Genomic DNA, 12,202 nt, shown 5'->3' on the forward strand with positions numbered 1-12,202 from the left:
GGCATCAGGTGCGAATGACATCAGCACCTGGTGGTGTCAGTCACCACTGATGTGAGAGTATCAGTGCATGATGACGTCAGTCGACGCTGACCTGATCCGGGTTCTGGCGGACCCGCTCAGGCTGCAGATCGTGACCCTGCTCGCCAAAGAGACGCTGTGCACCACTCACCTCGTGGAGGAGACCGGTGCCCGGCAGACCAACCTCTCCAACCACCTCAGAGTGCTGCGCGAGGCGGGGGTCGTCGACACGGAGCCGTGCGGCCGCTACACGTACTACAAGGTCCGCCCGGACGTCATCGCCTCGCTCGCCGGTCGGTTCACCGACCTGGCCGAGTCTGCTCGTAGCGCCGCCGACAACAAGCGGGCCTGTCCGTGACCCGCACCGAAGCACCCGCGACCACCGAGGAGTCCTCCGTCGTCGCGAAGCTGTCGACGCTCGACCGCTTCCTCGCCGTCTGGATCCTCATCGCCATGGCCGTCGGCCTCGGCCTGGGCCGAGCCATCCCGGGCCTGAACGACGCCCTCGCCAAGGTCGGGATCGGCGGCATCTCCCTGCCGATCGCCATCGGACTGCTGATCATGATGTATCCGGTGCTGGCCAAGGTCCGGTACGACAAGCTCGACGCCGTCACGGGCGACCGCAGGCTCATGGCCTCGTCGCTGGTGATCAACTGGATCGTCGGCCCGGCGGTGATGTTCGCACTCGCGTGGATCTTCCTGCCGGACCTGCCCGAGTACCGCACCGGCCTGATCATCGTCGGCCTGGCCCGCTGCATCGCCATGGTCATCATCTGGAACGACCTCGCCTGCGGCGACCGGGAAGCGGCGGCCGTGCTCGTCGCGCTGAACTCGGTCTTCCAGGTCCTGGCATTCGGCCTGCTCGGCTGGTTCTACCTCGACCTGCTGCCCGGCTGGCTGGGTCTCGGCGACGGCGAGCACCTGGACATCTCCATGTGGAAGATCGCCCTGAACGTCGTCATCTTCCTCGGCGTCCCGCTGCTCGCGGGCTTCCTCACCCGACGCATCGGCGAGAAGAAACTCGGCCGCGAGAAGTACGAGTCCAACTTCCTGCCGAAGATCGGCCCGTGGGCGCTCTACGGCCTGCTGTTCACGATCGTCATCCTCTTCGCCCTCCAGGGCAGGACCATCACCTCGCAGCCACTCGACGTCGCCCGCATTGCACTGCCGCTGCTGGTGTACTTCGCCGTGATGTGGGCCGGCACCTTCCTCCTGGGCAAGGCGATCGGCCTCGCCTACGACCGCACGGCCACCCTCGCCCTCACCGCCGCCGGCAACAACTTCGAGCTGGCCATCGCCGTCGCCATCGCCACCTTCGGCGTCACCTCCGGCCAGGCACTGTCCGGCGTCGTGGGACCGCTCATCGAGGTCCCCGTCCTGATCGGCCTCGTCTACGTATCGCTGGCCTGGCGCAAGAAGTTCACACCGTCCGCTCTGACCACTGAGGGCAGGGGCTACTGATGCACTGCCTGGACTGCCGCGTACCGGGAAAGACCAGCACGGCCGTCGGCGTCCGCCACGACTGCGGAGCCGCCGTCTGCCGCGAGCACACGCTCGTCGCCCATCGCGTCGTGCGCGGAGGGCGACTCCTCGGACGACCCGGTGAGGTCACGGTCCGCACCATCCGGTGCACCACGTGCGCGGCGGCACAGGCGGCATGACACAGCACACCGACGTGGTGGTGATCGGCGGCGGCCAGGCAGGGCTCGCCGCCGGCTACCACCTGCGCCGCCAGGGCCTGGACTTCGTCATTCTCGACGCCCAGCCCACCCCCGGCGGTGCCTGGCAGCACACCTGGAACTCGCTCCACTTGTTCTCCCCGGCCGCCTTCTCCTCCCTCCCCGGCCGCCTCATGCCGCCGCAGCCGGGCCAGGAGTACCCGGACGCCGGGCACGTGGTGGCCTACCTGAGCGACTACGAGAAGCGGTACGACCTCCCCGTGCAGCGACCGGTCCGGGTGGTCGGCGTGCACGACGACGGACGGCTGCTGAGAGTGGAGACGGACTCCGGCACGTGGCGCGCACGCGCGGTGATCAGCGCGACAGGCACTTGGTGGCGTCCCTTCCTGCCGGCCGTCCCCGGCCGAGGGGACTTCGAGGGACGTCAACTGCACACCGTCTCCTACAGCAGACCGCAGGACTTCACGGGCCAACGTGTGATCGTCGTCGGGGGCGGCAACTCCGGCGCACAGATCGCCGCCGACCTCACCCACGACACCGAACTGACCTGGGCGACCCAGCGTCCGCCCCGCTACCTCGCCGACGACATCGACGGCCGCGCCCTGTTCGACGCGGCCACCGCCCGCCGCCGCGCCCTCGACGAGGGCCGCACCGACACCGGCGGCGTCGCCTCGCTGGGGGACATCGTCGCCGTACCGCCCGTACGCGAGACCCGGGACGCCGGGTGGCTCAAGGCGTCGCCCATGTTCGTACGCCTCGACCGTGACGGCGTCGTCTGGGCCGACGGCACGCGGGCGCCCGCCGACGCGGTCATCTGGTGCACCGGCTTCCGGCCCGCCCTCTCGCACCTGTCACCTCTCGGCCTGCGGGGTCCGCGCGGCCACATCGCCACTCAGGGCACGCGCACCGTGGCAGACCCCCGGCTGCACCTCCTCGGATACGGCGACTGGACAGGCCCCGCCTCCGCCACGCTCATCGGCGTCGGACGGCCGGCCCGCGACGCGGCCCGAGAGATCGCCGGGCTCCTTGGCGGCGGAAGCCAAGCCTTGCCCAGCCGATGACTGCGGGCAGGCCGATCGGGTGTGCTCGGTCTCGACAGGGTGATGGGAATGCGCTGCTTCTACTGCTGCGCTGCGGTGTGCGGTTCCTGGCGCAGGCCGGAGGCGAACACGGCCAGGCCGTCCTTCAGCACGCCGCGATCAGCGAGCGAGACTTCCAGCGGCGGTGACCACGAGCCGCGGAACGACTACAGCGTCGACTTCAAGCCGGCCCAGTGCTCCTGCGCGACCCAGTGACGGCGAGGGAAGCGCTGCGTGACCTCGAGCCCTGGGTCACGACCCACGACCTGGTGGTCTGGCTCAGCGGCACACCGGGCCGGCGGGCACCACAACGACTGGCGTCTGGACAACCTCGTCCTCGACGAGACGGACCTGCGCGTCACCCGGGTCCTGGACTGGGAGATGGCCACGCTCGGTGATCCGCTGATGGGCCTCGGCAGCGCCCTCGCGTACTGGGCGCAGGCAGACGACGACCGCATCGCCCGCGCCACACGCCGTCAGCCCAGTCATCCGGCTGACCTTCAACGAGCACGCCCACTTCGCCGGCGACGGGGCGCGACATGCTCACCTACCGCTGACTGCGCCCTCGATGGCCGAGTCGGCGCCGACGGCTCAGGCCTCGGCCGGTGGGGCCGCCACCGTCCCGGACATCGCCGGGGAGGCCTTGAACAGCGCGTGGACGGCGGCGGTGACCTGGCCGGCGACCACCTCGGGGGTGGAGGCGTCGAGTTTGCCGTCGAGGTGCAGGAACGCCAGGCCGTGGACGAGGGCCCACACGGTGGTCGACAGGGCGTCCGCGTCCACGTCCGGGAAGGTGGCCCGGACGATGCCGCGGACGTACTCCGAGATCGCGGCGGTCGCGGCGACCCGCTCCTCGCTCGTCGGATCGCAGGGCTCGGCGAACATGGCCCGGAACAGGGCCGGGTGCTCCAGCGCGAACTGCACATAGGCGACGGCGACCGCGGCGAGTTCGTCGGGCGTCGAGGGCGCGGGATGGGCGCCGGCCAGGTGCCCGGCCAGTTCGCGATAGCCCTCGGCGGCGACGGCGGAGACGAGCGCTTCGCGGTCGGCGTAGTGGCGGTAGGGGGCCGTGGCCGACACCCCGGCGCGCCGGGCGACCGCGCGCAGCGAGAGACCCGCGCTGCCGTCCTCCTCGAGCAGTTCGCGGGCGGCTTGCAGGCAGGCGGCGCGCAGGTCGCCGTGATGGTACGTGCCGGTCGGAGGCATGGGACCCATCCATCCTTAATGTTTACAATGCCCACATTCCCTCTCAAATGTGAACGCCGTATACATCGTAAGTGATCGAAAAGGGAAGAGGGACCGGGACGGCCGGCGCGCTGGTCTCGCCCGGGTCGCCGTCCACGTCATCGGCAACGCCGTCAGGACCGGCCCCGCTTCCCCGATGCCGGCCAAGAGGACGGCCTGCCGGGTGGGCGGGCCGCCCGCTTCTCGCGGCGCGGCCCGATCGGGGCCGCCGACGCACGGCAGTCGCTGTTCAGCGGACGCCGGCCGCCTTGAGGACCTTGAGCGCTCGGGTCAGGAGACCGGCCCAGGACTCGGGGCGGATGCCCGACGGCGGGTAGAAGCCCTGGACGCGCTGGTGGGCGATGGTCTGCGGTTCGGTGTACTTGAGGATGCCGTCGGCGCCGTGGCGGCGGCCGAGTCCGGAGTCGCCCATACCGCCCATGGGGGCGTCGACGCTGCCCCAGGCGGCGGCGAAGGCCTCGTTGACGTTGACGGTGCCGGCGTGGATGCGGGCGGCGACGGCCCGGCCGCGGGCCCCGTTGCGGCTCCAGACGCTGCCGTTGAGGCCGTACGCGGTGGCGTTGGCCAGGGCGACGGCCTCGTCGACGTCGCGGTAGGTGTAGACGGAGACGACGGGCCCGAAGGTCTCGTGGTCGTAGAGGGTCATGTCGGGGGTGACGTCGGTGAGGATGGTCGGCTCGTAGAACAGCGGTCCGAGGTCGGGCCGGGCCTTGCCGCCGGCGAGGACGGTGGCGCCCTTGGCGACCGCGTCGTCGACGTGCTCGGTGACGGTCTTGAGCTGGGCGGGCGTGGTGAGGCTGCCGACGTCGACGCTGTAGTCGTACGCGGCGCCGATCTTGAGCTTCCTGGTGCGGGCGGTGAACGCGGCGACGAACTCGTCCCGGACGGACTCCGCCACGTACAGGCGCTCGACGGAGACGCACAGTTGCCCGGCGGAGGGGAAGCAGGCGGCGACGGCGCCGTCGGCGGCCTTCTCGATGTCGGCGTCGTCCAGGACGACCATGGGATTCTTGCCGCCGAGTTCGAGGGAGGCGCCGATCAGGCGGCGGCCTGCGTCGCTCGCGATCTGACGTCCGGTGGCGGTGGAGCCGGTGAACATCATGTAGTCGGCGTTGTCCATCAGCGCACCGCCGATGGAACTGCCCCGGCCGATCACCATCTGCCACACGTCCTTGGGCAGGCCGGCCTCGTACATGAGGTCCATCGACCACAGGGCGGTGAGGGCGGTCTGGGTGTCGGGCTTCTGCACGACCGCGTTGCCGGCCATCAGGGCGGCGATGGTGTCGCTCGCGGCCATGCTCAGCGGATAGTTCCACGGCGAGACGACGGTGACGACGCCCTTGGGGTGACGCAGTTCGGTGGTGTGGGTGAGCAGCGGGATCGCCCCGCGGCGCCGCTTGGGGCCGAGGTGCTTGGCGGCGTTGCGCGCGTAGTAGCGGGAGACGACGCCGATGTCGACGACCTCGAGGAACGCGTCCCGGCGGGTCTTGCCGTTCTCGGCCTGCATCAGGTCGAGCGCCTGGTCCTGGCGGGCCAGGACCAGGTCGTGGTAGCGCAACAGGATCCTCTTGCGCTCCGCGACCGAGGTGGCGGCCCAGGCCTTCTGCGCGGTCCGGGCACGGGCGAACGCGGCCTCGACGTCCTCGGGGGCGGAGACCGGGAAGTCGGCCAGGGGAACGCCGGTGCAGGGGGCGGTGGTGGTCACGCGGGCGGCGTTCGGCGCGGCCGAGACCTGAGAGGTCAGCCGCTGGAGGAAGGGCGGAGTGAGGGAGGCGGGAAGAGCCGGACCGCGGACGGTCGTCGGGCCGGCGGGTGCGAGGGACATGGCGGGGCTCCTTCGTTACTTGCTGCGGCTCTGGACCGAGGTGGGGACCGGCATGTGCAGGGCGGCCTGGCCCTCGGTCATGACGTCGAACTGGATGGTCCGCTTCGGCTTGAGCGACCGCAGGTCGTCGGACATACGGCCCTCGCCGAGCTGGAGGGTGATGCCGCCGGTGCTGCGGGTCGTGCCGGCGTTCAGCACGTTGGTCTGGTTCAGAGTGGAGTGCCACGCGCCGTCGATCCTCGTGTACGAGGTCAGTGAGCCGACGCGCTCCCCGCTCGGGTAGGCCCTCTGGGCGGGGGTGTTCGCCAGGAGCGACAGGTCGACTCCGCCGGAGTCGTTGGCCACGCGCGCGGTCGTCCGGTGGTTGTCGATGCCGACGTCGAGGTCGGTGACCCACTTGGGGAAGCCGTAGCCGTCGTGGCCGCGGACCTGCGCGATCTCGGTGCTGACCGGCAGCGAGAGGACGTAGGAGTCGAGGTGCTCGTTCTTCAGGCCGGTGACGAGGTCGAAGAAGCCGAGCCTGCCGTGGCGCGCGGGCTTGACCGCGATTCCGACGGCCGCTTCGGTGTAGAAGTCGATGTCGCACAGGTCGTAGCTGAAGAACATGACCGAGACCAGGCCGAGGCCGGGTACGACCTCCAGCGGCGAGAGTTCCTCGGGGAGCCGGGCGCGGATCGCGCGGGACGGTGCGAGCATCGTGAGGCGGGCGGTCGAGATGCTGTAGTAGAAGTTCGGGGTGAGCGTGGGACCGATCGGCGAGTCGACCTTGATCTTGGGGAGCTTCCGGAAGAAGTCCACGTCGCTGACGCGCGGGTCCCGGTTGACCGCGTCGAGGTCGGGGCTCATGCGGTAGCGGTCGTACATGCCGCCCTTGGGGACCGTGACCTCGCGGCCTCCCAGGTCGACCTTGACGGTGTCCTTCTGGTGCGAAGACATGGCAATTTCCTCACTCTGATGTAAGCGCCGTATACATTGACTGTAGGGGTGTCATGTTTGCGGCGTCAACACTGAGGTGCGGGGATTCTGTGGGGGGATTTCACGGCTTGCTGTACGGCCTTCATCGCCCGTTTCCGAGCCGCCGGTACGCGGTGGCGAGGATGCTGGACCACACCGTGGCCACGGCTCCGGGCAGGGCCGCGGGCTCGTGCGGGCTCGCTTCGTCGGGCTCGGCGGACGACGCCTGTGCCGAGGTGGGGGACGCCTGTGCCGAGGCGGGGGACGCCGGGGCGTCGCCGTCGCCCGACTGGCCTTCGCCCAGGTCCTCGTCGTTCCGTATCGGTTCCGCCATCCCCGTACTTCCTGTGCCTGAGTGGTGTGAAGTGGCGCCGCTCAGGCCGCGCTCCGGCGCTTCGACAGCCAGGAGCGGTAGCTGCGCAGTGCCGTGCGCTGCCTGCGCCGTTCGGAAATCAGGGCGATCACCGGGTGGGTGCCGGGCCTGGGGCTGCTTCCGCGGGCGAGGCGGCGCATCTGGTGGCGCACCTGAGCCATGCTCGCGGCGGACGCGAGGGCCTTGTCGGCCCAGTTCACCGGCCGCATCCGCCCATCGGCCTCGCGGCCCCGGCGCCAGCGGTCGGGCAGGTCGGGGGTCACGGCGAGCGCGGTACCCATGCCGACGACCGCCACGCCGCTGTCGAGGACCTGCTCGGCGGTCGCGCGCTGGGTGATGCCTCCGGTGAGCATCAGGGGAAGCGGGCTGGTCCTGACCAGGTCCTTGGCCAGGTCCAGGAAGTAGGCCTCACGGGCCTGGGTGCGGGCGTCGGCGGAGCGGCCGGTCATGGCGGGGCTCTCGTAGCTGCCGCCGGAGAGCTCGACCAGGTCGACGCCGAGGGGTTCGAGCATCTCGATGACCTGCCGGGCGTCGTCGGCGTCGAATCCGCCACGCTGGAAGTCGGCGGAGTTGAGCTTGACCGCGACGGCGAAGGAGGGGGAGACGGCGGCGCGGACGGCTCGGACGATGTCGAGCAGCATCCGGGCGCGGTTCTCCAGGGATCCGCCCCACCGGTCGGTGCGCCTGTTGACCAGCGGGGAGAGGAACTGGGAAAGCAGGTAGCCGTGTGCCGCGTGGACCTCGACACCGTCGAAGCCGGCCTGCTCGGCGCGGCGCGCGGTCACCGCGTACCGGGCCACGGTCTCCTCGATCTGCTGCGGGGTCATGGCGCTCGGACGGCCGAAGCGGCTGCTGTGCTTGCCCAGGCTGACGCCGATGTCGGTCGGCCCCCACACCACGCCGGGCATGTCGGAGGCCACCTGGCGGCCGGGGTGGTTGATCTGCATCCAGATCGCGCCGCCACCGGACCTGCCGGCCTTCGCCCACTCGACGAACGGTGCCAGGGGGGCGTTCTCGTCGAGCACCACACCGGCGGGACCGGTCAGTGCCTCGGCGTGGACCATGACGTTGCCGGTGATCAGCAGTCCGGTGCCGCCGGCGGCCCAGTGCCGGTACAGCGTGAACAACTGCTCGTCGGGCAGCTGGCCGTCTCCGGCCATGTTCTCCTCCATGGCCGCCTTCGCGATCCGGTTCTTCAATACCTGCCCGGAGCGCAGGGGCAGCGGTGAGAACAGTTCGCTGGTCATACGGGTCTCTCTCCCAACGTGAGCGCCTTGATGTTTGCACCACTCACATTAGCGGGCCGATGTAATCGGCGTAAACATCGGCAGGTGTGGCCTGCGTCGCAGGCGGGTGGCTCAGGATCCGACCATCGGCATCTCCCGGATGCGGCGACAGCCGATCGGAGGCATTAGGCATTCCGCCTGCGCGGGCACCCGCTCTCCCAGCCGTTGAGCCCATGAGGCAGAGCACCCCGAGCCCCCATGTACGCGGCGCTGCTGCAGCACCCAGTCCGAGGCGGACACCTCGACGCTGCGGATGTGCATCTCCGGAGGGGCATCGCTGACGGTGGAGATTCTGCACGGCTTCGAGCGGCGGTTCGGATGTCCGGTCCTCGAAGGCTTCGGCATGTCCGAGACCAGCCCAGTGGTCACGTTCAACGGGGGCCGAACGGCAGGATCCTCAAGAGGCAGCCCGGCCGTGCGGCGAAGCCACGGAGTGTCGTGAGTGTCCGGATGGCCGTGGACGCGTGGTCGCTGGTCGCCGGCTCCGGATTGCCAGGTGCGGGCTCTGCGTGGCTGATACCCAGTTCGGGAGCGGGACGATTCACCCAGGCATACACGTTCGGGGCCCGGTTGCCGGTGGCGAAGCTGGTGGGCATCGCCTGCGGGAACGCCCATGCCGACGACGCCACAGTGCCACCACCCGGCGATGAAAGCACCCCCCTGGCCCCTCACCCGGCGTGCACGGGAGGTGGCCGGGCTGATCGGCGAAGGCCTCACCCACCGTCAGATCGCCGAACGCCTCGTCATCAGGGCGCCGGGCCGCCGCCGGGTGCGGGAGCCTGGCGACTCGCGTGACCGGCCGCACAGCTCCTTGCCATCGACGCGTCGCGCCATGGCTCGGTCGGTCGGGCTACTCGGCCCGCGCATCACCGGCCTTCCCGCCTGCTCGTGGTCAGCCGATCGTGCGCCGGGCGACGGCAAGGGTCAACCGACGCGGAGCGAGAGCGGCGAGGCGTGCCGCGACGCGGTTCGCCCTCCCGGAGACGATGCTCGCCGGACCGTTGCGTCGCTCGAGGACGTCGAGCACGAGGTCGACGACCTGCGAGGGGGTCTGGAAACGGCCAACGGCGAGGCCTTCGCCGCCCGCGACGTCGAAGAACTCCGTGCGGGTGGGGCCGGGACTGATGGCCAGCACACGCAGGCCACTGCCGCGCGTCTCGGAAGCGATGGCCTCCGTGAGGGACAGGACGTATGCCTTGGACGCACCGTAGACCGCCATTCCCGGCGTCGGCTGGTAGGCCGCGGTGCTCGCCACGTTCAACAGGAACCCGCGCCCCGACGCGAGCAGACTCGGCAGGAGCAGGCGGGTCAGCTCCGTCAACGCCGTCACGTTCACCGAGATCAGCGAGGAGATCCGCTCCAGGTCCTCGTCGACGAAGTCGTCGCCGAGGCCGAAACCCGCACAGTTGGCCAGCGAGTCCACGGCGATCCGGGCCGCGTCGAGGTCCGCGACGAGTCGTCCTGACGCGCCGGGGGCCGACAGATCGGCGGTGATGACCTCGGCCCGAACGGCGTGAACCCTCGCCAGCTCGGCGGCGAGCTCGTCGAGCCGCTCACGACGACGAGCAACCAGGACCAGGTTCGCGCCACGCGCGGCGAGCCGGCGGGCGAGCTCGGCACCCAGACCGGAGCTGGCTCCGGTGACGAGTGCGGTCGTTCCCCGGTAGGACATCGGGCGCCGTCCGGTGGTCGTGGACGGCGCCTGGAGCGCCTCGACGAGCGTGGTGGCGAGGGCAGTGGCGGACTGGGGGTTCTGCCCCGTGTACAGGTTCCCGTCGACGACGACATACGGGCGCAGCGGCAGGCGGCCCTTGTCGTACTCGACGCCGGCCTCGATCATGCGGTCCTCGAGGAGCCACTTGGCCTTGCGGGAGAAGCGGTTGAGATGTTCCTCGGTGTTCGACAGGCCCGTCATTCGCCGACCGGCGAAGGGATTCGAGCCGTCGGGACGGCGCGCGGCGAGGATGGCCGCAGGGGCGTGGCACAGCAGGGCGAGGGGCCGGCCGGAGGCCAGACGGCGGGTGAGGAGCTCCCCCGAGACCGGGTCGGCCGCGAGATCCTCCATGGGGCCGTGTCCGCCCGGATAGAAGACGACGTCGTACTGGGACTCGTCGACGCTGCCGAGGCTGACCGGGTGGTTCAGCTCGTCGGCGATCGAGTCCAGGTAGGCGCGGACCTTCTTGCGCGTGCCCGGAAGGCCGCCGGCCGGGCCGAGGCTCAGTTCGTCGAGGGTGGGCGCAACGCCGCCGGGGGTGGCGACGGTGATGTCCCATCCGGCCTCCCGGAAGACGCGGTGGGGCTCGGCGACCTCCTCCGCCCAGTAGCCGGTGGGGTGGACGGTTCCGTCTGCCAGGGTCCACCCCGTGGCGGCGGAGACGACGAACAATACGCGGGTCATGAGGTGTTCCTCTCGACGCGGCCTCAGCGCGGGTGGCCGGCGACGAACTCGCCGACGAGACCCGCGCCGCTGTCCCAGCTCACCACAGAGGCGGCCCGCGACGTCCTGAACGAGCTGCAGACCGGTCCGGGGCTGCCGGTGGACCCCAGCCGCGGAGACCATGATGGCCGAACGAGACGGGTGAGGTTCCGTCAGCAGGCACTGTTGTACGACGTGGTCATCAAGGACACCGCTCCCCGCACAAATGACATCGGACTGCCCGGCGTGGCACGCATGCCGCGCCAGGTGGCTGATGTGGAGAGCTCTCAGTCGTCGTGGAGGGCCCTCCTGAGAGCGTCGACGGCGAGTTTGCGGGCGACGTTGGCGGCGCGGGTGTCGCGCAGGCTGTCCAGGAGGAGGAAGTCGTGGACCATGCCCGCCACCCGGACGGACGTGACGTCGACGCCGGCCTCGCGGAGCTTGTTGGCGTACTGCTCACCCTCGTCGCGCAACACATCGGCCTCGTCGGTGATGACCAGGGTGGTGGGCAGCCCGCGGAGCTGGTCGAGGGAGGCTCGGAGCGGGGAGGCGTACACCTCGGCGCGCTGGGAGTCGTCGCTCGTGTAGGCGTCCCAGAACCACTTCATGCCGTCGCGGGTGAGGTAGTAGCCTTCGGCGAACTGGAGGTAGGAGGGTGTGTCGAAGTCGGCGTTGGTCACCGGGTAGAGGAGAACCTGCGCCTTGAGGTCGACGCCGCCCCGCTCCTTGTTCATCAGCGCGAACACCGCGGACATGCAGCCGCCGACCGACTCGCCGGTGACGGCGATCCGTGAGGTGTCCAGGCCGTGCTCCGCGCCGTGCTCCAGGGCCCACTGGCCCACGGCGTAGTTCTGTTCGACCTGGGTGGGGTACTTGGCCTCCGGCGCGCGGTCGTAGACGGGGAAGACGCCGGCGGCCCCGGCGCCCACGACGAGCTCGCGGAAGAGCCGGTCGTGGGTCTTCTCGTCGCCGAAGACCCAGCCGGCGCCGTGGATGTAGAACACCACCGGCAGTGGCCCGGTGGCCCCCTTGGGGCGGACGATGCGGGTGCGGACCGTGCCCCACTCGCCGGCGTCCACGTCGACCCACTCCTCGTCGACATCGGGCCGGGGCACGCTCTGGTCGCTCTGCAGGCCGAGCAGGATGTCACGGCCCTTTTCCGGAGGAACCTCGTAGATCCGAGGGTGGGGGTCGGTCGCCTCGCACAGCTCCTTCGCGGCTGGTTCGAGGTAAGGGGTGATCGGAGGGGGAAGATCGGTCATGTCCACTCCATTCACGGACACGCACGTGCTCGCTCACGTGCTCGAACAGGCTGCCGCGCCTGCCG

At 70.4% G+C, this 12,202-nt stretch carries 11 protein-coding genes and 3 pseudogenes; 6 read left to right on the top strand and 8 right to left on the bottom strand.

The features are described from left to right. The first annotated feature begins 67 nt into the window (after positions 1–67). From ABS735_RS14350 to ABS735_RS14370, 5 genes and pseudogenes are all read left to right on the top strand, one after another. Positions 68–376 carry an ArsR/SmtB family transcription factor gene (locus ABS735_RS14350; protein WP_373905794.1) on the top strand — a complete coding sequence of 103 codons (309 nt, stop codon included), beginning with the start codon at positions 68–70 and terminating at the stop codon, positions 374–376. Then, positions 373–1,479, top strand: a complete 1,107-nt coding sequence (gene arsB, locus ABS735_RS14355; RefSeq protein ID WP_373905793.1) for an ACR3 family arsenite efflux transporter — start codon at positions 373–375, stop codon at positions 1,477–1,479. Before ABS735_RS14350 ends, arsB begins: the two co-directional genes overlap by 4 nt. After that, positions 1,479–1,679, top strand: coding sequence for a DUF2180 family protein (locus ABS735_RS14360; protein WP_373905792.1), 201 nt, complete (start codon positions 1,479–1,481; stop codon positions 1,677–1,679). Before arsB ends, ABS735_RS14360 begins: the two co-directional genes overlap by 1 nt. Then, on the top strand, positions 1,676–2,758 hold the full coding sequence (locus ABS735_RS14365) for an ArsO family NAD(P)H-dependent flavin-containing monooxygenase (protein WP_373905791.1): 1,083 nt from the start codon (positions 1,676–1,678) through the stop codon (positions 2,756–2,758). The genes ABS735_RS14360 and ABS735_RS14365 overlap by 4 nt, the downstream gene beginning before the upstream one ends. A 252-nt stretch (positions 2,759–3,010) precedes the next feature. Further along, positions 3,011–3,235, top strand: a pseudogene (locus ABS735_RS14370) (phosphotransferase family protein); the annotation flags it as partial. A gap of 132 nt (positions 3,236–3,367) precedes the next feature. Here the strand turns inward: ABS735_RS14370 and ABS735_RS14375 are convergent. The 5 genes from ABS735_RS14375 to ABS735_RS14395 all read right to left on the bottom strand — a co-directional run bounded on the left by ABS735_RS14375 (position 3,368) and on the right by ABS735_RS14395 (position 8,420). After that, positions 3,368–3,982, bottom strand: coding sequence for a TetR/AcrR family transcriptional regulator (locus ABS735_RS14375; RefSeq protein ID WP_373905790.1), 615 nt, complete (start codon positions 3,980–3,982; stop codon positions 3,368–3,370). Between the two features lie 268 nt (positions 3,983–4,250). Continuing rightward, positions 4,251–5,846, bottom strand: a complete 1,596-nt coding sequence (locus tag ABS735_RS14380; RefSeq protein WP_373905789.1) for a succinic semialdehyde dehydrogenase — start codon at positions 5,844–5,846, stop codon at positions 4,251–4,253. 15 nt (positions 5,847–5,861) lie between these two features. After that, complete coding sequence (locus tag ABS735_RS14385) at positions 5,862–6,782, bottom strand: acetoacetate decarboxylase family protein (protein ID WP_373905788.1); 921 nt, start codon at positions 6,780–6,782, stop codon at positions 5,862–5,864. A gap of 121 nt (positions 6,783–6,903) precedes the next feature. Next, positions 6,904–7,134 carry a hypothetical protein gene (locus ABS735_RS14390; RefSeq protein ID WP_373905787.1) on the bottom strand — a complete coding sequence of 77 codons (231 nt, stop codon included), beginning with the start codon at positions 7,132–7,134 and terminating at the stop codon, positions 6,904–6,906. Between the two features lie 41 nt (positions 7,135–7,175). Continuing rightward, positions 7,176–8,420: an NADH:flavin oxidoreductase/NADH oxidase family protein gene (locus ABS735_RS14395; RefSeq protein WP_373905786.1), complete on the bottom strand. Its 1,245-nt coding sequence runs from the start codon at positions 8,418–8,420 to the stop codon at positions 7,176–7,178. A 237-nt stretch (positions 8,421–8,657) separates the two neighbouring features. Between ABS735_RS14395 and ABS735_RS14400 the strand changes: the two are divergent. Then, positions 8,658–8,835: pseudogene (locus ABS735_RS14400) on the top strand (AMP-binding protein); the annotation flags it as partial. A gap of 516 nt (positions 8,836–9,351) precedes the next feature. Here the strand turns inward: ABS735_RS14400 and ABS735_RS14405 are convergent. From ABS735_RS14405 to ABS735_RS14415, 3 genes and pseudogenes are all read right to left on the bottom strand, one after another. Further along, entirely contained in the window at positions 9,352–10,131 is a 780-nt protein-coding gene (locus ABS735_RS14405) for an SDR family NAD(P)-dependent oxidoreductase (protein ID WP_476755878.1), read from the bottom strand. A gap of 15 nt (positions 10,132–10,146) precedes the next feature. Beyond that, positions 10,147–10,857 (bottom strand): annotated as a pseudogene (locus ABS735_RS14410) (type 1 glutamine amidotransferase domain-containing protein); the annotation flags it as partial. 305 nt (positions 10,858–11,162) lie between these two features. After that, positions 11,163–12,137: an alpha/beta hydrolase gene (locus tag ABS735_RS14415; protein ID WP_373905785.1), complete on the bottom strand. Its 975-nt coding sequence runs from the start codon at positions 12,135–12,137 to the stop codon at positions 11,163–11,165. Positions 12,138–12,202 lie beyond the last annotated feature (65 nt).

The organism is Streptomyces sp. MMCC 100 (assembly GCF_041538145.2).
Lineage (GTDB): Bacteria > Actinomycetota > Actinomycetes > Streptomycetales > Streptomycetaceae > Streptomyces.